Source organism: Pseudomonas sp. S34 (genome assembly GCF_009866745.1).
GTDB classification, from domain to species: Bacteria; Pseudomonadota; Gammaproteobacteria; order Pseudomonadales; family Pseudomonadaceae; genus Aquipseudomonas; species Aquipseudomonas jessenii.
Genome location: NZ_CP019398.1, coordinates 3,753,973 through 3,774,023, shown reverse-complemented (window position 1 = coordinate 3,774,023; position 20,051 = coordinate 3,753,973). Strand labels below are relative to the sequence as shown.

The 20,051-nt window shown below is 60.3% G+C and carries 18 protein-coding genes and 1 pseudogene; 13 read left to right on the top strand and 6 right to left on the bottom strand.

The annotated features are described in order from the left end of the window. Positions 1-22: 22 nt before the first annotated feature. The 10 genes and pseudogenes from PspS34_RS16795 (at position 23) to PspS34_RS16755 (ending at position 9,784) form a co-directional block, all read left to right on the top strand. On the top strand, positions 23-883 hold the full coding sequence (locus tag PspS34_RS16795; RefSeq protein ID WP_150815039.1) for an ABC transporter permease: 861 nt from the start codon (positions 23-25) through the stop codon (positions 881-883). Beyond that, entirely contained in the window at positions 880-1,686 is an 807-nt protein-coding gene (locus PspS34_RS16790) for an ABC transporter permease (protein WP_159390206.1), read from the top strand. Before PspS34_RS16795 ends, PspS34_RS16790 begins: the two co-directional genes overlap by 4 nt. Next, on the top strand, positions 1,679-2,758 hold the full coding sequence (locus PspS34_RS16785) for an ABC transporter ATP-binding protein (protein WP_154947380.1): 1,080 nt from the start codon (positions 1,679-1,681) through the stop codon (positions 2,756-2,758). The genes PspS34_RS16790 and PspS34_RS16785 overlap by 8 nt, the downstream gene beginning before the upstream one ends. A gap of 32 nt (positions 2,759-2,790) precedes the next feature. Further along, a complete protein-coding gene (locus PspS34_RS16780; RefSeq protein WP_159390205.1) occupies positions 2,791-4,074 on the top strand; it encodes a glycosyltransferase in 1,284 nt (427 codons plus the stop codon). Further along, positions 4,067-4,435, top strand: coding sequence for a cupin domain-containing protein (locus PspS34_RS16775; RefSeq protein ID WP_008049636.1), 369 nt, complete (start codon positions 4,067-4,069; stop codon positions 4,433-4,435). Before PspS34_RS16780 ends, PspS34_RS16775 begins: the two co-directional genes overlap by 8 nt. Positions 4,436-4,585: 150 nt before the next feature. After that, a complete protein-coding gene (locus PspS34_RS16770; protein ID WP_007976122.1) occupies positions 4,586-4,930 on the top strand; it encodes a cupin domain-containing protein in 345 nt (114 codons plus the stop codon). A gap of 5 nt (positions 4,931-4,935) precedes the next feature. Continuing rightward, positions 4,936-6,009 carry a phosphotransferase gene (locus tag PspS34_RS16765; protein WP_154862008.1) on the top strand — a complete coding sequence of 358 codons (1,074 nt, stop codon included), beginning with the start codon at positions 4,936-4,938 and terminating at the stop codon, positions 6,007-6,009. Beyond that, positions 5,990-7,498 carry an aldehyde dehydrogenase family protein gene (locus PspS34_RS16760; protein WP_159390204.1) on the top strand — a complete coding sequence of 503 codons (1,509 nt, stop codon included), beginning with the start codon at positions 5,990-5,992 and terminating at the stop codon, positions 7,496-7,498. The genes PspS34_RS16765 and PspS34_RS16760 overlap by 20 nt, the downstream gene beginning before the upstream one ends. Before the next feature lie 21 nt (positions 7,499-7,519). Further along, positions 7,520-7,981: pseudogene (locus PspS34_RS28645) on the top strand (NTP transferase domain-containing protein); the annotation flags it as partial. A gap of 324 nt (positions 7,982-8,305) precedes the next feature. Beyond that, positions 8,306-9,784, top strand: coding sequence for an aldehyde dehydrogenase family protein (locus tag PspS34_RS16755; RefSeq protein ID WP_223532239.1), 1,479 nt, complete (start codon positions 8,306-8,308; stop codon positions 9,782-9,784). A gap of 95 nt (positions 9,785-9,879) precedes the next feature. On the opposite strand, the gene cls is transcribed toward PspS34_RS16755, so the two are convergent. Then, on the bottom strand, positions 9,880-11,175 hold the full coding sequence (gene cls / locus PspS34_RS16750; RefSeq protein ID WP_223532229.1) for a cardiolipin synthase: 1,296 nt from the start codon (positions 11,173-11,175) through the stop codon (positions 9,880-9,882). 286 nt (positions 11,176-11,461) lie between these two features. After that, complete coding sequence (locus PspS34_RS16745) at positions 11,462-13,303, bottom strand: potassium transporter Kup (RefSeq protein ID WP_223532237.1); 1,842 nt, start codon at positions 13,301-13,303, stop codon at positions 11,462-11,464. Positions 13,304-13,792: 489 nt separating this feature from the next. On the opposite strand from PspS34_RS16745, the gene PspS34_RS16740 reads away from it, so the two are divergent. Further along, positions 13,793-14,608, top strand: a complete 816-nt coding sequence (locus PspS34_RS16740; protein WP_090456229.1) for a lytic transglycosylase domain-containing protein — start codon at positions 13,793-13,795, stop codon at positions 14,606-14,608. 71 nt (positions 14,609-14,679) lie between these two features. Here PspS34_RS16740 and PspS34_RS16735 read toward each other — a convergent pair whose 3' ends face one another. From PspS34_RS16735 to PspS34_RS16725, 3 genes are all read right to left on the bottom strand, one after another. Beyond that, positions 14,680-15,249, bottom strand: a complete 570-nt coding sequence (locus PspS34_RS16735; RefSeq protein WP_159390200.1) for a DJ-1/PfpI family protein — start codon at positions 15,247-15,249, stop codon at positions 14,680-14,682. 787 nt (positions 15,250-16,036) lie between these two features. Then, positions 16,037-16,996 carry a biotin/lipoyl-binding protein gene (locus PspS34_RS16730; RefSeq protein ID WP_159390199.1) on the bottom strand — a complete coding sequence of 320 codons (960 nt, stop codon included), beginning with the start codon at positions 16,994-16,996 and terminating at the stop codon, positions 16,037-16,039. 3 nt (positions 16,997-16,999) lie between these two features. After that, positions 17,000-17,371, bottom strand: a complete 372-nt coding sequence (locus tag PspS34_RS16725) for a DUF3302 domain-containing protein (protein ID WP_090456221.1) — start codon at positions 17,369-17,371, stop codon at positions 17,000-17,002. Positions 17,372-17,489: 118 nt separating this feature from the next. Between PspS34_RS16725 and PspS34_RS16720 the strand changes: the two genes are divergently transcribed. Beyond that, a complete protein-coding gene (locus PspS34_RS16720; protein ID WP_150814615.1) occupies positions 17,490-18,152 on the top strand; it encodes a hypothetical protein in 663 nt (220 codons plus the stop codon). Positions 18,153-18,229: 77 nt separating this feature from the next. Further along, a complete protein-coding gene (locus tag PspS34_RS16715) occupies positions 18,230-19,312 on the top strand; it encodes a sterol desaturase family protein (protein WP_154947390.1) in 1,083 nt (360 codons plus the stop codon). A 160-nt stretch (positions 19,313-19,472) separates the two neighbouring features. Here the strand turns inward: PspS34_RS16715 and PspS34_RS16710 are convergent, their stop codons facing one another. Further along, on the bottom strand, positions 19,473-19,913 hold the full coding sequence (locus PspS34_RS16710) for an Lrp/AsnC family transcriptional regulator (protein ID WP_102671896.1): 441 nt from the start codon (positions 19,911-19,913) through the stop codon (positions 19,473-19,475). Positions 19,914-20,051 lie beyond the last annotated feature (138 nt).

Here is a 20,051-nt window from a genome sequence, read left to right as displayed (position 1 = left end):
CTGAGGCGGGAGGATATGGGTAATGAGTGCTTTGCATGCTGACAGGCGTCTGTCGGCCTGGCTTCTTGCGCCCGGCTTCGGCTGGCTGCTGATGTTCCTGGTGATTCCGTGCCTGCTGGTGCTGGTCTACAGCTTCGTCGAACGGGGTGCGTATGGCGGCATCGACTGGTTGTTCACCTGGGAAAACTACCAGCGTGCGTTCGATCCGCTGTACCTGGGCATCCTGCTCAAGTCGGCGAAAATCGCCGGGCTGGCCACGGTGTTCGCGGTGTTGATCGGCTACCCGGCGGCCTATGCGATTGCCCGCGCGCCACGGCGGCGTCAGGCGGTGTATCTGTTTCTGGTGATGCTGCCGTTCTGGAGCAACTACCTGATCCGCACCTACGCCTGGATCGTGCTGCTCAACCGCGAAGGCCTGATCAACCGCATGCTGCAATTATTCGGCTACAACGGCGAACCCATCAGCCTGCTGTACACCGAGTCGTCCGTCGTGTTGGGGCTGGTCTACAACTACATCCCCTTTGTGATCCTCGCGATTTTCTCGTCGCTGTCGCGGATCAACAACGAACTGTGGGACGCCTCGAAAGACCTCGGCGCCTCGGGCTGGATGACCTTTCGCCGGATCATCCTGCCGTTGAGCGTACCGGGTATCGCCGCCGGTGCGGTGTTTGTCTTCGTGTTGAGCATCGGCAACTTCATCACTGCCGATCTGCTGGGCGGCAAGCAGGTGCAGATGGTCGGCAACCTGATCTATTCGCAATTCCTCACGGCACGGGACTGGCCGTTCGGTGCGGCGCTGAGTTTCTTCCTGATCGCAATCATGCTGATCCTGTTGTTCATCCAGGCACTGGTGGCCCGTCGTGCAGAAGGGGCGCGCTCATGAGTCAGTCTCGTTCTGTCAGCGGCACCGTGCTGGGTTCGCATCTGGGGTTGGTGTACGCCTTCCTTTATATACCGATCCTGGTGTTGATCCTGCTGTCGTTCAACAAGTCCGGATTGCCCACCGCCTGGGGCGGCGTATCGCTGAAGTGGTACGCGGCACTGGCGCACAACACGGCGATTCTGTCGGCGGCACTCAACACTCTGGTCGTTGCGTTGTCAGCAACCTTCATTGCCTGCGTGTTTGGCACGTTCCTGGCGCTGGGCATCGAGTTGCGCCGCAAGGGCAACGACAAAGGCCAGGTGGTCGACACCTTGCTGATGGCGCCGATGATCATTCCCGACATCGTGCTGGCGATTGCGCTGCTGAGTTTCTTCAACCTGCTCAAGGTCGGCCTGGGGTTGCACTCGATCATCATCAGCCACGCGGTGTTCAACATCGCCTTCGTCTGTGCGGTGGTGCGCACGCGGCTCAAGCACTTCGATTATTCGATCCTCGAAGCCTCGATTGACCTGGGTGCGAGCTGGTTCACCACCTTGCGCCGAGTGCTGCTGCCGGTGATTTTTCCCGGTGTGCTGGCCGGCGGTTTGCTCTCGTTCACCCTGTCGGTGGACGAATTCATCATCGCTTTTTTCAACTCGGGCTCCGGCCAGGCCTCGACCACGTTGCCCATGCAGATCTACGCCATGATCCGCTTCGGCGTCACCCCGGAAATCAACGCTCTGGCGACGCTGGTGATGCTGGTCAGCATCACCGCGCTGCTGGCTTCGCAGCGTCTCAACAAGGCTCCTCGCACCCATGAATAATTCACCCGCGGTACTGATCCTGGATAAGGTCAGCAAGTCTTATGGCAACGGTCTGGCGGTCAACGAGGTGTCGCTGAGCATCCGCGAGAACGAGTTCTTCGCGTTGCTCGGGCCGTCCGGCTGCGGGAAGACCACGCTGTTGCGCATGCTCGCCGGTTTCGAGACCCCCAGCGGTGGTTGCATCTACCTGGACGGCAATGACATTTCGCCGCTGCCGGCCAACAAGCGTCCGCTGAACCTGATGTTCCAGTCCTACGCGCTGTTTCCCAACATGACCGTGCGCAAGAACATTGCCTACGGCCTGGAAATGGAGCGTCTGCCGGAAACCGAAATCCGTCGCCGGGTGGATGAAGTGTTGAGCACCGCGCAACTGGGTGAGCTGGCCGAGCGCAAGCCCGATCAGCTTTCCGGCGGCCAGCGTCAGCGGGTGGCTTTGGCCCGGGCACTGGTCAAGCGTCCGCGGGTGTTGTTGCTCGACGAGCCCTTGGGCGCCCTCGACAAGAAGCTGCGGGAAAAGATGCAGCTGGAACTCAAACGCCTGCAACACGAGAGCGGCATCACCTTCATCATCGTCACCCACGACCAGGAAGAAGCCCTGGTGATGTCCGACCGCATGGCCGTGCTCGATGGCGGCAAGGTATGCCAGTGCGGCAGCCCGACCGAACTCTACGAAAACCCCAACAGCCGCTTCGTCGCCAACTTCATCGGCGTCAGCAACCTGCTCGAAGGCGTGCGCTCGGGCCAGCACTCGGTGCGGGTCAACGGCCAGGAACTGAACGTCGAAACCGACGCGCCGCTGGTGACCGGCCAATCCGTCGCCGTGGTGGTTCGCCCCGAACGCCTGCTAGTGCTGACGGAGCAGGGCGGCGATTGCGCCAATCAGGTCAGCGGCAAGATCGTCGAAATCGCCTACCACGGCCTCGACACCAACCTGCACGTGCAGACCCCCCTCAGCGACAAACCGCTGATCGTGCGCGTGCCGTCCTCGCAGTTTGAATTCGCCCATTTTGCAATCGACACGACCATCCGGCTGGGCTGGCAGGCCCGGCATGCCCGCGTACTGACGCGCTGAACAATAAAAAGACCAGGCAGGAGCAGCACTCGATGAAACAGAAAGTGATCGCATTCTTTCCGGAAGCCGCCTACGGCCCGGCGCTGAATTCAGTGGGTATCGCCCAGGCCTGTGAAGCCCTGGGGCATAAAGCGGTGTTCCTCACCGACCCGGGCATGAGCGGTGTCTACGCCGGTTATGGTTTTGAAGAGCACATGGTCAACATGTCGGCGCCGATGCCGGCCGAAGAGATGGCCCGCTACTGGGTGGATTTCATCAACGGCCACATTCCGAACTTCCGCAAGTCGCCGCTGGAGCAGATCGACAACTACGTCAAGGAATGCTGGGCGGCCATCGTCGAAACCGCCAAGTGGGCGCAAAAGGACCTGCCGGCGGTGTTGGACAAGGTCAAGCCCGACCTGATCTGCGTCGACAACGTGATCCTGTTCCCGGCAATCAAGCAATACGGCAAGCCGTGGGTGCGGATCATTTCCTGCTCGGAGAACGAGATCGAAGACCCGGATATCCCGCCGCACCTGTCGGGCATGAGCATCGACGACAAGGCGGGCCACGCGCAATTCCGCCAGCGCTTCGAGGAAGTGGTCGGGCCGATCCATGAGGACTTCAACCAGTTCCTGCAAGCCCATGGCGAGCAGCCCTATCCGCTGGGGACCTTCTTTGAAGCCTCGCCGTTCATGAACCTGCTGCTGTACCCGGATGCGGTGAAGTTCGACCGACGCCATCCATTGCCGGCCGAGCGCTTCCATTACCTGCAAGGTTGCGTGCGCCACGACACGCCGTACGAGATTCCGCAGTTCCGTGCGAACCACGACAAGCCGCTGTTGTACGCCAGTTTCGGCAGCCTCGGTTCCGGCGATGTCGAGCTGCTCAAGCGCCTGATCGAGGCGGTGGGCAAGCTGCCTTACCGGGCGCTGTTCAACGTCGGCGAACACCTCGACGAATACCCGGACCTGCCGGACAACGTGCAGATTTCCAACTGGTTCCCGCAGCCGTCGGTGATTGCCCAGGTCGACGCGGTGATCCACCACGGCGGCAACAACAGTTTCACCGAGTGCCTGTTCTTCGGCAAACCGGCGATTGTCATGTCGTACGTCTGGGACGGCCACGACAACGCCATGCGCGCCGAAGAAAGCGGCCACGGCTTCAAGCTCGATCGCTACGAATGGAGCGAAGAACAGCTCGCGGAAAAACTCCACGCGTGCCTCAACGACGGGGCGATGCGCCAACGCCTGCAGCGCACCAGCGCGCAGATGCAATCACGCAAGGGGCCGCAAGACGCGGCCGCGATTCTCGACAAGGTGCTCAACGATGCCTGATTCATCCACCACGGCGGGTATCACGCCGTACCTCGAAGCCGTCAGCAGCCGCACCGATCTGGTGGACTGGGGCGTGCAGAGCGACGCCGTCGAAGGTGTCTCGCATTCCAGCGGCCGCTTGCTGTTCAAGGGCCCGAACAACAGCCCGGAAACCGGATTGTGGGTGTGCACCCCCGGTCGCTGGCGGCTGTCGATTCCCCGGGACGAGTTGTGTCACTTCATCGCGGGGCACGCCACTTACCGTAACGACAACGGTGAAGTGATTGAAGTGCGCCCCAACACCTTGGTGCTGTTCCCGGCCGGCTGGACCGGCGAATGCCACGTCCGGGAAACCCTGCGTAACGTTTATATGCTGGCTTGAACCTGTGAGAAACACTGCAATCCCTGTAGGAGCCAGCCTGCTGGCGAAGAACGTCAGGACAACGCGTTCATCCAGACAGCACGCGTCATCGTTAACGTCCATCGCGAGCAGGCTCGCTCCTACACACACACACAACCTGGAGAGCAACACATGACAACCCCGTTTCTGTACGACCCGCTGAGCATCACCGACGTCAAGGATTGGGGCGTGATCCCGACCATGCTTGAAGGTGAGTCCCGTGTATCCGGCGTGGTGCTGCACAAGGGGCCGGAAGGCCAGTCCGAATGCGGCATCTGGATCTGCACCCCGGGCAAGTGGTTCTGCCATGTCACCAGCGACGAGTTCTGCCACTTTCTCGAAGGTCGCTGCACGTACGTCCACGAGTCCGGTGAAGTGATCGAGATCAAGCCGGACACCGCCGCTTTCTTCGGCAAGGACTGGAAGGGTGTGTGCACCGTCCACGAGACCATCAAAAAGGTCTACATGATCCGGTGACTGCCATGACAGATGCACTGGCGTCATTGCCAACCCGTGACGACCAGCGCGCCGCCTTTCTGGCCCGCGCCGGTTTCGCCGGGACCTTGCTGGTCGCCTTGCCGGCGGATGCTTCGACCCGGCGTTATTTCCGCCTGGACGGCGCGGGCCTGCTGCTGATGGATTCGCCGCCCGACAGCGAGCCCATCGGCCCGTTCGTGCGGATCGCCCGGCAGTTACAGGGGCTGGGCCTGTCCGCGCCGGCCTTGCTGGATGTGGACGAGGCGGCGGGGCTGGCGTTGATCGAGGATTTCGGTCACGACACCTACACCCGGCTGCTGCTGGCCGGGCATTCGGAGTCGGCGTTGTATCACCTGGCGGTCGATACGCTGGTGGCGTTGCATTGCGCAACGCCAGCCACGGAACTGGCGCCTTACGACGAACAGCGACTGGCGGCCGAGTACGCGCTGTTCATCGACTGGTACGTGCCGCTGCTGATCGGCAAAGAGGCGGCGCACAACCTGCGCGATGAATATCTGGCGTTATTCGCCGACGCCTGCCGTGATGTCGCGAAACGCCGCGAAGCCCTGGTGCTGCGCGACTTTCACGTCGACAACCTGATGCTGCTGCAAGGCCGTGAAGGTGTCGCCGCCTGCGGCTTGCTGGATTTCCAGGATGCCCTGGTCGGGGCGGCAGCCTATGACCTGATGTCGCTGCTCGAAGACGCCCGGCGCGATGTGCCCGAAGCGCTGCGCAAGTCACTGATCAGTCATTACCTGTTGCAGCGCCCGGAGCTGGATGCGTCGGGCTTTCTTGAAGATTACCGGCGCCTGGCCGCCCAGCGTCACGCCAAGGTGCTGGGGATTTTCGTGCGCCTGGCCGGCCGTGACGGCAAGCACGGTTACCTGGCGCACCTGCCGCGCACCCTGAGTCTGTTTGTCCGCGCCCTGGACGCCGAGGCCTTTGCGCCGCTGCGCCAATGGCTCGACCGGCACGTGCCGGGCTGGCGTGAAGAACTGCCCGCCCAGACCCTGGCGACGTTGCGTGAAACCCCTTATCGATTGGTTCAAGGATCATCCCATGGCCACGTTCAACACTGACATTACATTGCGTTTCATCAACCCCGAGTTCCTGCCGCTGACTGAGGGCCGCGTGCGCGAAGTGCTCGACCCGGCGACCCTGCAACCGGTCGGGCAAGTCGGCGTGTGTGGCGAAGCCGATGTGCAAGCCGCCACCGATGCCGCCACCGCCGCGCAACGCCAATGGCGCCTGATCGACGCGAAAAGCCGCGCCGCGCGCCTGCATCAGCTGGCCAACGCCATCGAACAGAACGCTGCCTGCAACCGTGAAGTCGCGAGCCTGATGACCCTGGAAATGGGCAAGCCGTTTCCCGAAGCCATGGGCGAGCTGGCCAACTGCGCGCCGATCTTTCGCTACTACGCAGAAATGGCCCGGGACGATGCCGGCAAGGTCGCCGGCACCACGCAGATCGGCTCGTTCCAGCATGTGCGTTACGAGCCGTATGGTGTCAGCGTGCACATCATGCCGTTCAACTTTCCGATCCTGCTGATGTGCTGGACGGTCGCCGCGTCCTTGGCGGCGGGCAACGCCTGCATCATCAAACCGGCGGAAGCCACGACCCTGTGCACCCTCAAGTTCATGGAGCACTTCACCGCGTTGCTGCCTGGGCTGGTGTCTTGTGTACCGGGCGATGCGGTCACCGCGCAGTTGCTGGTGCAGTCGGCGCAGACCCACGCGGTGGCCTTCACCGGCAGTGTGGCGGCAGGCAAAGCGGTGGCCGTGGCCTGTGCCGAACGGATGAAACCTTGTGTGATCGAGGCCGGTGGCAGCGATCCGCTGATCATCTCCAGGCATGCACCGCTGGAAGTGGCAGCGGCAGGCGCGGTGACCGCGGCGTTCCACTTGAGCGGGCAGATCTGCACCTCGGCGGAACGCTTCTACGTCGTCGATGATATCCATGACGAATTTGTCGCGAAATTCGCCGAGCGCACCCGTGCCTTGCGCATTGGTCATGGCCTGGAACGCTCGGAGATCGGGCCGATGGTCAGCGAAGCCGCGCGCAATAAAGTCATGCGCCTGGTCGATGACGCCGTGGCCAAGGGCGCGAAAGTGGTGTGTGGCGGGCGCATTCCACCCGGGCACAGCGTCGGCTGGTTCTATGAACCGACCATCCTCACCGGCGTGACCGGTGACATGGCGATTTTGCAGGAAGAGTGCTTCGGCCCGGTGGCGGCAATCTGCCGGGTCAGCGATTTCGATGAGGCGGTGCGGTTGGCCAACGACTCGCCGTTCGGCCTCGGTGCCTCGCTGTTTTCCACTGACCTGGCCGAAGCCATGGAAGCCGCCGAGCGTCTGGAGGCGGGGATGGTCTGGGTCAACAATCCGCTGATCGACAACGATGCGCTGCCGTTCGGTGGCTGGAAGATGTCCGGCCTTGGGCGCGAACTAGGGCGTCAGGGGCTGGAAGCGTTCCGCCGTTCGAAAATGGTCATCATCGACCACCAGCCGAAGATTCAGGACTGGTGGTACCCGTACGCCGACGATGTGTTCTATCGCGATCCGGCCTGAAGCCGGGATGCACGCAGGAGGATGGTGATGAGCGACAACTTTGGTTGGCCGACGCTGGCGGTGATTCTCGCGGCCGGGCAGGGCACGCGCATGCGTTCGCCGCTGCCCAAGGTCTTGCACCCGGTGGGCAACCAGCCGCTGCTCGGTCATGTGCTGGCGGCGGTGGCGGCGGCGGGTATCGAGCAACGGGCTGTGGTGGTGGGCGCTGGCGGCGGGCAGGTGGCCGAGTACCTGCAACAGGTGGCACCGACGGCGCAGGTGTTTACCCAGCACGAACAACTGGGCACGGCCCACGCGGTGCTCGCGGCCCGACCGGCCTTGCAGGCGCACGAACAGCAACAGGGTTGTGTGCTGGTGCTGTTCGGCGACTCACCCTTGATCACCCCGCAGACCTTGAATCGCTTGCGCAGGGCATTGATTGACGGCGCGGCGGTGGCGGTGGCGGGTTTCCACACCCAACAGCCCGGGCCTTACGGGCGGCTGCTGGTGGAGCAGGGGCGCTTGCGGGTCATTCGCGAAGCCAGGGATGCAAGCCCGCGGGAGCTGGACATCAACTTCTGCAACGGCGGCGTCATGGGCCTGCGCGCCGATACCTGTCTGTGGCTGCTGGAGCGTATCGGCAACCTGAACGCCCAAGGCGAGTACTACCTCACCGAAGCGGTGGCGGTGGCCAACGAAGCGGGACTGACGGTGACGGCCGTGGAAGTGGATGAAGTCGACGTGCTCGGGGTCAATGACCGCGAGCAATTGCAGGTCGCCGAACAGCTTTACCAGCAGCGTCGGCACCGCAGGATCAAGGAGTGTCCCATGGGTGACTATCAACGGTTGTACATCGGTGGCGAATGGATCGCCCCGGTTCAGCGCGGTGTTTTCGACACGCTCGATCCGAGTGACGAGTCGGTTCTGGCGCGGGTTGCCTCGGCGACCGCAGAGGACATCGATCTGGCCGTGTCGGCGGCGCGCAGGGCGTTTGACGAGGGCGACTGGCCACGCTGGCCCGGTGCCCGACGGGCGCAAGTGTTGAGGAAAATCGCCGAGGGCATCCGCGCTCGCCAGGACGAACTGGCGGCCATCGAAGTGCGTGATAATGGCAAGCCGTTGCCGGAAGCATTGTGGGACATCGCCGATACCGCCGGGTGCTTCGACTTCTATGCGGGACTTGCCGAGCAGTCGGACTCACACAACGAGCAGTCGATTGAGTTGCCGGATGCGCGCTTCACGTCATCGGTGATCAAGGAACCGATGGGCGTGGTCGCGGCGATCATCCCGTGGAATTTCCCGATGCTGATGGCCGCGTGGAAAGTCGCCCCGGCACTCGCAGCGGGTTGCACCCTGGTGCTCAAGCCTTCCGAACTGACCCCGCTGACTGCCCTCGAACTGGCCGGCATCGCCGACAAGGCCGGGTTGCCGGCCGGGGTGCTGAATGTGGTCACGGGCTTGGGACGCGAGGCGGGCGCGCCGTTGGCCGAACACCCGCAGGTCGACAAGATCGCCTTCACCGGCAGCGTGCCGACCGGACGCAAGATCATGCAGGCCGCCGCCAGCGAGATCAAAAACATCAGCCTGGAACTGGGCGGTAAATCACCCTTCGTGATCTTCGCTGACAGTGACCTCGAAGCGGCGGTGGAGTGGATTCTGTTCGGGATCTTCTGGAACCAGGGGCAGGTCTGTTCAGCCACCTCGCGGGTGCTGGTGGAACGCCGGTTGTACCCGGCGCTGTTGGAGCGCTTGATTGCCGCCACCGAGCAGATTCAGATTGGCCAGGGCTTCGAGGAAGGGGTGAAGCTCGGGCCGCTGGTCAGCCAGGGGCAGCTGGACAAGGTGCTGGCGGCCATTGCGGCCGGCCAGACCGAGGGCGCCCGACTGGTTTCGGGCGGTGTGCGGCCGGTTAATCTGCAAAAGGGTTATTACCTGACGCCAGCGATTTTCGCCGATGTCCCCGAGGACAGCGCCGTTTGGCGCGAGGAGATTTTCGGCCCGGTGGTGTGCCTGCGCGCCTTCGACACGGAAGCCGAATCGATCCGTTTGGCCAATGACTCGCCGTTCGGCTTGGCGGCGGCCGTCATGTCCCGGGATATCCCGCGTTGCGAACGGGTCGCTCGCGGTTTTCGCGCGGGCATCGTGTGGGTCAACTGCTCGCAGCCGACTTTCGTCGAGGCACCCTGGGGCGGCTACAAGCAAAGCGGCATCGGTCGTGAACTGGGCGAGTGGGGGTACAACAACTACCTGGAAACCAAGCAGATCACCCGCTACAACGGCGAACCCTGGGGGTGGTATCTGAAGTGACGTGAGCGCCAGAGCGGCCTGCCTCAGAACAGGGGCAGGTGATTTTTTCCGATCTGTGTGCCTATGTGTGTAATCCCGGTGACACGCCACTCAACTCAGAGCCAGTACTCCCAAAGGCGCGCCATCTGCTCCTTGGCTTTCACACCGAGCGAGCGGCTCTGCCACTTTTCCATCTTGATTTCGTTCGACTTGGCCAGATCGGCCAGGAATGCCTCCTGCATTTTTTTTCCAAACCCGGCGCCCAGCACAACAACGTTGACTTCATCGTTGTGCAGGAAACTACGCCAGTCGAGGTTGGTGGAGCCGACAGTCGACCACACGCCATCGATTACTGCTGTCTTGACGTGGAGTAGCGCGTCTTTGCGTTCGTAAAGCTTGACGTTGGCTTTCAACAGCTCGCTGTAGTAGGCGCGTCCAGCATGGAACACCAGCCACGAATCGGTGCTGCTGGGCAGCACCAGCTTGACGTCGACGCCACGTGCTGCAGCCTCCTTGAGGGCCGCCAGCAACTGCGGGTCGGGAATAAAGTAGGCGTTAGTCAGCCATATCTCGGATTGCGCGCTACGCAGCGCCGAAATCAGCGTGGCATAGATCAGGCTGAACGGCTCATTTGGCGAGCTTCCGATGGCCCGCACCACCTCGGTGCCTTTGCGCTCAGGTGGCGGAAAGTAGTGGCGAGCCGCGAGTGGTTCGCCTTTCTGGGTAGCCCAGGTTCCGATGAACAGCTTCTGGAGTTCCGCAACCACAGGCCCCTCGATGCGCAAGTCGGTATCGCGCCAGGGCAAATCACCATTTGGGCGAGTCTTTGAGTAAGAATTGAACGAGCTCCCCGAATAGACGCTGCTGATGTTGATCCCGCCGAGAAAGGCAATACGGCCGTCCACTATCAGCAGCTTTCGGTGGTCGCGCTGGTTCACGTCCCAGCCCGCTTTGGCCGTCACCGGATTGACTGGGTTGTACTCCAGCACCTTGACGCCTGCGTCGGTCAATTGAGAGAAAAACGCCGATGATGTTTTAAGGGTTCCGACGCTGTCACGGATCAGATTGACCTGTACGCCTTGCCGTTGCCGAGCGATCAGCGCGGTGGCGAAGCGCTGGCCGACTTCATCATCGTCGAGGATGTAGGTCTCCATGTTGATGTGGTCGCGCGCTGCTTCCACGGCTTTGATCATCGACTGGTAGGTGGTGGGGCCGTCCTGCAGCAAGTCGACCTTGTTTCCTTCCGTCAGCGGGCTGCCGACGATGGACTCTTCGATTGCGAGGTGCACGTCGAAGATGTCGGTCTCTGCGCCGGTGGACTCGAGTCGCTCGAGAATGGCCTTGCTGCGCTCGGCTGACAGAGGCCCGTGTACCCCGTCGAGCTGCACTGGCGCAGAGGGCGCGTGAGCCATATCGGGCACTATCCTGGGCAATGTACTGCAGGAAACCACAAATGCCAGGAGCACAGCCATGCACAGAGCCAGAGGAACACACACACCCTTACATGTGGCAAGAAGATTCATCAGGCCCCCTCTTTGTGAGGACGGTGATAGCGAGTGGCGATGCCGTCACTTGCTTTGACTACTGCGTAAGGGCAGGGTTCGTCGTCAGAGAGTGCTTTTGGCCGATCGTCACTTTTCGGGAATGGGCCGATTGCTGCCGAGCAAACAAGACCGCCGGTGCGATCTTGCCAGTTCCTTACATCTCCACCTGTGTGCCCAGTTCTATCACCCGATTCAACGGCAACTTGAAGTACTTAAGGTTGCTGTTGGCGTTCTTGAGTAAAAAGGCGAAAAGGCTTTCTCGCCAACGGGCCATACCGATGCGCTTGGTCGGGATCACCGTTTCCCGGCTCAGGAAATAGGTGGTGCGCATCGGGCTGAAGTCCAGCTCGGCCAAGTGACAGAGACTCAACGCCAAGGGGACATCGGGCTCCTCGATAAAGCCAAAGTGCAGACTGACCCGGAAGAACCCTTCGCCATACGCTTCAACCTCAAACCGTCTATCAGCACTTACACGAGGGCTGTCTTCAGACACCACCGTAAGCAATACCACTTGCTCATGCAAAACCTGGTTATGCAGCAGATTGTGCAGCAGCGCATGCGGAACGGCATCGGACCTGGCTGTCAGAAATACCGCCGTACCCAGTACCCGATGAGGAGGCTGCGTGCGGATGCTACCGATAAACAGTGGTAGAGGCAGCGCGGTTTCGTCCAGCCGTTCAACAATGATCTTGCGCCCACGTTTCCAGGTGGTCATCAAAATGAACAGGCCAATGCCAGCAATCACCGGGAACGCACCGCCCTGGAAGATCTTCGGAGCATTGGCCGCGAAGTACAGGCTGTCTACCAGCAGAAAACCGAGCAGCATCGGAACGGCCAACCAGCGCGGGGTTTTCCATAGCAGCAGGACGACGGCCGAGGACAGGATGGTGGTGATCAGCATGGTGCCCGTTACAGCGACCCCATAAGCGGCGGCCAAAGCACTGGACGACTCGAAACCAAGTACCAGCAGCACAACACCGACCATCAACGCCCAGTTAACGGTACCGATGTAAATCTGTCCCTGCTCCTGGCTGGAGGTATGCTGGATAAACATGCGAGGGACATACCCAAGCTGGATGGCCTGGTGTGTCAGGGAAAATGCGCCGGAGATCACGGCTTGAGAAGCGATGATGGTCGCCAGTGTAGAGAGTGCGACCATCGGCAGCAGTGCCCAGCCCGGCGCGAGCAAATAAAATGGATTGCGCACCGCCTCAGGGTTTTCCAGGATCAAGGCACCTTGGCCAAAATAATTGAGTACCAGTCCTGGCAATACCAAAATGAACCAGGCGCGGGCAATGGGTTTGCGACCGAAGTGCCCCATGTCTGCATACAGTGCTTCGGCGCCCGTCAGCGCGAGCACCACTGCCCCGAGGATGGCCACACCGATTCCCGGATGAGCGATGAAAAAATGCGCTCCCCAGTATGGATTGAGCGCTTGCAGCACTTCCGGCCGCTGTAAAATGCCATAGACCCCCAGCGCACCCAGCACGACAAACCACAGCACCATCACTGGGCCGAACAGAATGCCGATACGAGCCGTGCCGTGTTTCTGTATCAAGAACAGCGCCACCAGCACGATCACTGACAAAGGCACGACCCAGTGTTCAATTCCGTCAAACGCCAGCTGTAGCCCTTCAACCGCAGAGAGCACCGAAATAGCCGGGGTGATCATGCTGTCCCCGTAAAAAAGTGCCGCACCAAACAGACCAAGCAGAACGAGTATTTTACTCATGCGCGGATAAGGGGCGGCTGCGCGGCGGGCTAAAGCCGTCAACGCCATGATGCCGCCTTCACCCTGGTTGTCGGCACGCAGGATGAACAGCACATATTTGATCGAGACGACCCAGATCAGTGACCAGAAGACCAACGACAGAATACCCAGCACGCCGTCGTGGTTGGCCTGAACTCCGTAGTGGCCAGAAAATACTTCTTTGAGCGTGTAGAGGGGGCTGGTGCCAATGTCCCCGTAAACCACTCCGACCGCGGCGACGAGCAAGCCCACTCCTGACGCTTTGGATTGCGAGTTTTCATGTACTCCGATTGCTGTTTCACTCAAGGGTCGCTTCTCTCGAATTACGGGGAGGAAATGCATGCCATCCTTGGGCAAAACGATGTGCCTGGGCCACTGAAGCCTCAAGGCGCATGGACGATCTAAAAAGTCGCGGCCAGTATCTTTGAGGGCGCAAACAGCAGTCGTAAAGAAAGCGTAAAAAATTTACGGCAGATACTCGAAACATCAGATCCAGTGGCTTGGGCCTGTCCCGCCCCAGCCCTGGCAAGCCGGGACGACGCGTCGTGCGAGCAATCAGACCTGCGCCTCGCCCGGGAACGTCGGCAGCCCGTACGTCAACGCAAGTTCCAAGGCCGGTTACAAGGGGTATAACTATCAGAACAAAAGGCGGGTCACCCAGAATCGGCCCTCCAAAGGCAGCGCCCGGGACGGGCGCCCCAGGCCTGATCGGCGCCAGCGGCGCGGAGCGATGTGATGAGTTCCAGAGCATGGCGATGGGCTCGCAAGAGCTTTCTTGGCTGCATCGAGCTGGCCGTGCTGGTCACTCCACTGTGCGCCAGCGCCATGTTCAAGTGCCAAGCCAGGGACGGAGCCATCAGCTACACCAGCCAAGCCATCGCCAGCGCCCGCTGCACTCGCCTCAATGGCATGGCGGGCGCCGGTGTCGGCGCCAAGGCAATGGCGCTGCCACGGGTTGTGCGGGACGACACCCCAGGCGCGGTGCGGATCCGGGTATGGACTTTCATCCACAAGGGTAATCGTCAATATGTGAGCCGGCGCCCAGTCGGGATCTCCGCACGGGTCGATGTCCTTGAGCTCTATTACATCAAGGGCTGCTATCTGTGCATGGCGCCGAAGGATTTCAAGGTCGCCTCACTGCGCCTGGACACCCATTCCTATCGACGGGAGATCGAAGCCGCTTCGGGTCATTATGGTGTCGACAGGGCGCTGGTCCGCGCAGTGATACATGCCGAATCGGCGTTTCGCCCCAACGTCATTTCCGAAGCCGGCGCCCAGGGGCTGATGCAGTTGATGCCCGCCACCGCCGAGCGCTTCGCCGTGGACGATCCGTTCGACGCACGACAGAACATTCGTGGCGGCGTGCGCTACCTGGCCTGGCTGCTCAAGCGCTTCAACGGCAACCAGATGCTGGCGTTGGCAGGTTACAACGCCGGCGAAGCGTCTGTGGTCCAGTACAACGGGGTGCCTCCCTACGCCGAGACGCAATCCTACGTCACCCTCGTGCAGTCCTTGACCGAACGCTATCGCAACCATAGCGGCCGTCCGTGAGGGGCAGAAACCGGCCAGGAGCGGACCTCGAACACATCACCTGATCGGCTGTTTTTTTTAGGACGAAGCGGTCACCCGTGTTCCGCTGCCAACATTGACCTGAACTGCGAAATGATCTCTGAAGATAACCCGGCAGCTTCGAACACTGCGCAGGTAAAGCTAACGGGTGCAGGACCTGGCGCAGTTATGATGCGGTCGGCAACCACCGCTACTTGACTGCTTCGATAAAGCGTGGCCCCGTCATAACCTGCGGCATTCTGTTGTAAAAAGTCAGCGCTGTTCGAAGTATGAGGGACCGTGTCGAGAAGCCCGGCCCTCGCAAGTGCCAGCGTCCCCCCACAGATACCTGCAATTGTCGCTCCACTTGAACGACTAGCATGAAGAAAGTCCCGAATGTCCGGTGCATCTGCACGCTCCCAGATCATTCCACCGATGACGACAACAACGTCCGGCTTCCAGTCCAGGCATTGTTGCAAGCTGCTATCCACAGTTACAGCCAATCCACCCTGCGAGCGGAACTGCCCCGTAGTAGAGGTGAAAAACCTGACGTCGATCCCGTAAAACGGGGATGCGGTTCCTGCAATGAAAGCGTATTCCCAGTCCGCAAAACCGGGTGTCAGTATCAAGCCCAAGCGTGCCATCAGTCCGAATCCTCCATGAAAACGAACAACATAAAGCGACAACAAACAGATCTCAACGTCCGCTCAGGTCTATTGTGTTGAAAAAAATCCCAACGCCATCCTGACTGTTACTGGACTTGAGAAAAAAACAATGAAGTCGCCGTTGCCTCTGTAGTTACCTCTTCAACCAGGTACTTGCCGGTTCTTCGCCTGCCCTCCATCCACATCCGCATGATTGATCCTCGTCTGAAGGTGAAATGAGTGGAGCTACCTCCAACAGATACCATAGAGGACAACCACTGACACGCCTCTGGGCGCTTGATACAGGGCAAAGGGATGACTGGAAAAACGGTGGGCAAGTCTGTGCAATTGCTCAGCCGGTGGAACTGCAAACCATTCTGGCAATCGAAACCTTAAAGGGCGAGACGGGCGTAGTATGGGTTACGCATTCGCATTGAACGCCCTGTAGGGCTGTAAAGCCGGGAGGGTTGCATGGAAAGGGACGCGATGTTCAGGTTCCTTGCGGGCTACCTGTTGATGTGTGTCCTGCTGGCATGGGGGGTGATCCAGGCGTCGCACTGGATTGCTTCTCGCTTGCTGCTGTATTGGATTATTTAGCGCCGACCCTCGCTGCTTCGCTTCTCCTTGTCGATTCTTCCAGTACCACAATGGTGCGATCCACTGTCTGGCCTTCTCCCTCTGACCCTCAGCCTGCTCGATCAGTCGCTGCAATCACGCGATCAGGCCGGTTCGCTGAACCGGCAACTGGCCCCATTCAAGGATTGAGCCAGTTGCCGATGCTGCCAGGTTAGTGGAACGGAAAGATGTAATTCATCCATGCCGCCATGCGCAGAAGGATTTTGCGCATCATCGCGATGTGATGGAAATGCTGGCTGTACAACGCCGCCTGGCCGTAGGCGCCGCCGGGCATCTGGTCGGCGTACTGGGCATAGTCGGGATCGGTGATCTCAATGATCACCGGAACCCGGCCGGCCGGTGGTGAACCGGTGAAGCTGATCAGTGTGCCTGACGGTTGGATCTGGCCTTCGGCGATGACCGAAACGACGGTCTTGACCTTGCCTTCGAAAACCTTGCCTGGAATGCCGTCGAAAGCGACCTCGGCCTCGTCGCCCTCGGTCAGGCGCAACAGGCTGTTCTGGCGCATCCACGCGGAGAAGTAATGTCCTTCGGCGGGAATGAAGACCATCGAAGGGCGCAGCGGCAACCTGGTCGCCATCATGCCCGGACGCAGTGAAACATGGGTGACGAAGCCTTTGCTCGGCGCACGGACGGTGGTGTTGTCGAGTTCGTACTGCGCGTTGTCCAGTTGTGCCTTCAGGTCATCACTGCGAGCGACCACCATATCCAGTTCCCGTTGGGTACTGAAGTTACGCTTGATCAGCTCGGTGATCCGGGCGCGATCGGCCTGGGCGGCAATCAGCTGTGCCTTGAGGGATTTCACCCGGTATTCGAAAGGCGCAGGGTCGATGCGAAACAGCACATCGCCTTTTTCCAGGGGATGGTTGGTCTTCACCGATACATCGATCACCTGGCCGCTGACCACGGGTATCACCGGAACCGATACAAAATAGGAACGCGCCACCTCGGAGTAGGGGTGGTTGTAGTTCATCGTGAAAATCAGCGTGCCGATAATCACGATCCCGCCCAGCACCGCCGTGGGCACCGTCCATTTGTTCAGGGGGATGCGGAAGATCTTGAAGATGGCTACGCAGAGAGCGGCATACGTCAGAATGAGTAAGAGATCCATGGCTCAAATGCCCTCGCCGAGATTGTCCGTTGGCACACGGTTCTGTGCCGTACCCATCGCTGACTCCAGGCGCTCGATCCGGCCTTGCAGCTCGGCGACCTGTTGTTCGAGGTGAACCACATGACTTTTGGGTGAGTGTCCGTCACTGAAACCCCAGCCCCGGTCCTCCCGATAGGCCATCGCCCAGATCCACAGGAACGGCCAGAGTGCGTGCAAGGTGAAGAGGCTGACCCAGCCGGTGGCGTGGATCGCATCCTGGTGAGGGTGGTTGCGGTGGACGGCAATTTCATAGGGGATGTCGTGGAGCAGGATGATCCCGTAGAACAAGAAGAGTCCTACAAATATCAGTACGCCCAGGGCGAAGTATTCAAGCATGAACCAGTCCTCTTGAAGCAGATAGCGTGTGCGCCTGAGTGTAGCCGTTCAATCTACACTTGACGGGGATGCGGATATCCAGCCGGAACAACCGGTGCTTGACCGACGAGGTGAGTTCATGCCAACCAATGCTCAATTCGAAAGGGCGCCTGTACTTGACCCTGTCGAGCGCATTACCGAGGTGATCTTCGGCCTGCTGATGGCCATGACGTTCACCGGCACCATCAGCGTGGCTACGGCAGACCAGGCCGCCGAACGCACGATGATGATTGCCGCGCTCGGCTGCAATCTCGCCTGGGGACTGGCCGATGCGGTCATGTACCTGTTGCGCGCACTGGTCGAGCGCACGCGCAGGATCAAGCTGTACATGGCCTTGCGTAATGGCACGGACGCCGCGGCCGGTCAGGCGCTCGTTGCGCAAGTGTTGCCGTTGCAGTTCGCGACGGCGGCCGGCAGTGAGGGCCTGGAGTTGTTGCGCCGTCGGCTGCTCGAGCAGCCCCCCTTGCCGATCAGGGCCGGCCTCGGCTGGAGCGACTTCAGGGGCGCCCTCGGTGTTTTCCTGTTGGTCGTGTGCTCGACATTTCCGTTGGTGGTGCCGTTCATGCTGCTCGATCAGACGGCGCTCGCCATCCGCCTGTCCAACCTGATCGGACTCGTGGTGCTGTTCATCGCAGGCTGGCTGCTCGCCAGATACGCTGGCGCCACGCAATGGCAGGGTGGGGTGATCATGGCCGCCACGGGGGGCGTGCTGATCCTTGCAATCATTGCGCTGGGTGGATAAAAACCGGGCATCATTCAACACACTAAAGACTCGTTCTCATTTACAATTGCCCTTCCATTTACGTCGGGCAGCCTGGCATGGATGTTTTCGCCGCAATCCATCTTCATTTATCCCAGTGGGTGATCGAGCCGGTCACCCGGCAGTTCCTGGGCATTTTCGACTTCAACGGCAGACTCGGTCTAGCCTTTCTCTGCATGTCTTACAGCGTCGCCTATTGCCTGTTCCGCTACCGCAAATCCCGGGGCTTGACCGACGCGCGCTCATTCGGGCAGTTCATCGGCGGCTGCCGGGTGTACCTGCATCGCTCGGCGCTGCTCGACTACCGCTACTACTTCGTACTCGCCATCCTCAAGGTTACCCTGGTCCTGCCCATCGTCGGCCTGGTCGATCCGTACGTCTTGCGTTCAGCGGACTACATCGCGTTCTTCACCCAGCTGTGGGGCGCGCGTACGCAAGTGGAAGAGAACCTGGCGCTGACCCTGCTCTATGGGCTGGGCGTATTTCTGGTCAAGGATTTCAGCCATTACTGGGGCCATCGCGCCTTCCATTCGCGGTATCTGTGGGCCTTCCACAAAGTCCATCATTCGGCGCCCGTGCTGGTGCCGGCGACGGCCAGCCGCGTGCACTTTCTGGAAGAAGTGGTCGAAAAGCTCACGGATATCATCTGCGTCGGCGCATTTGCCGGGGTCTTCTGGTACGCCTGCGGCGGGGAGATCAGCCGCTATACCTTGTTTGGCGTGACCTACATGGTGTTCATCTTCAATGGCCTGGCGGCCAACCTGCGTCACAGCCATGTCTGGTTTTCCTTCGGGCCGGTGCTGGAACGGGTGCTGAGCAGCCCGGCGCAACACCAGATTCATCACAGCGATGCGCCGCGACACTTCAACAAGAACTTCGGCATCAATCTGTCACTGTGGGACTGGATGTTCGGCACGCTCTACGTAACACAATCCAAACCCGAAACCATCCACTTCGGCACCGGCGAGCACGATCACGAGCGTTACTTGACGCTGCAGGGTTTGATCGTCACGCCGTTTGTGGACATCGCGCGCAAATTCCTTCCTGCAAAACGCCCGAAAGCACAGCCTGAAAGCGGATCTGATCCGTATTTTTCAGCGCAATCTGCCTCTGTAACGGATACAGCCTCCAGCCCACAATAAATCTCCGGTACGGCAGCCCCCGACGCTGCTGTACCGCCAATTCATAGTGTGGGAGGCCCTATGGCCAAGATGACGATTTTTCTCGGCGGTTTTCTGCTGTTGACCATCCTGATCGGTATGCTGGCGACGATTCCGCCGACTTGATTACACCCGTTGCCAATCAGGAACTCTGCCGATCAATATCGCGCCGCAGAACGACAGCGGTGGTGATGTCTTCAACGATTTCGTGACTGGCTACTGCATCTCTGACCCGATTCAGATCATCAATAGTTCGCGATTCGACCTCAATGACCAGGTCGAGCTGGCCACTGACCGAGGAGACTCGTCGTACCTGCGAGTTTTGGGCAAGCAGGTCCAGCAAGCTGATTGCGGGTGTGCGTTTCAGGCATACAAGAAGGATTGCGCGAATCACGTTGGCATCGATTTCGCCGATATCAGCTCGGTAGCCTCTGATCACACCATTGCGTTCAAGGTTGATGACTCGCTCGCTGGTAGCACTTCTTGAAAGCCCGATTCTCGCTGCCAGGGCCTTCAGGGCAATTCGAGCCTCTTTGGAAAGAATTTCGAGTATTTCGCGATCTTTCGTGTCCAGGTCGCGCATCAGAACTCCCTAATTTTGCTACCGAAATTGTGCCGGTCGATTCCGGCAATATGCAGGCTGAAGCCGACCGTATACCTACTGCCGTCCAAGGCTTTGCGTGCCAAGCTATCTGAAAAAAATGGCTTGGAAAACAATTAC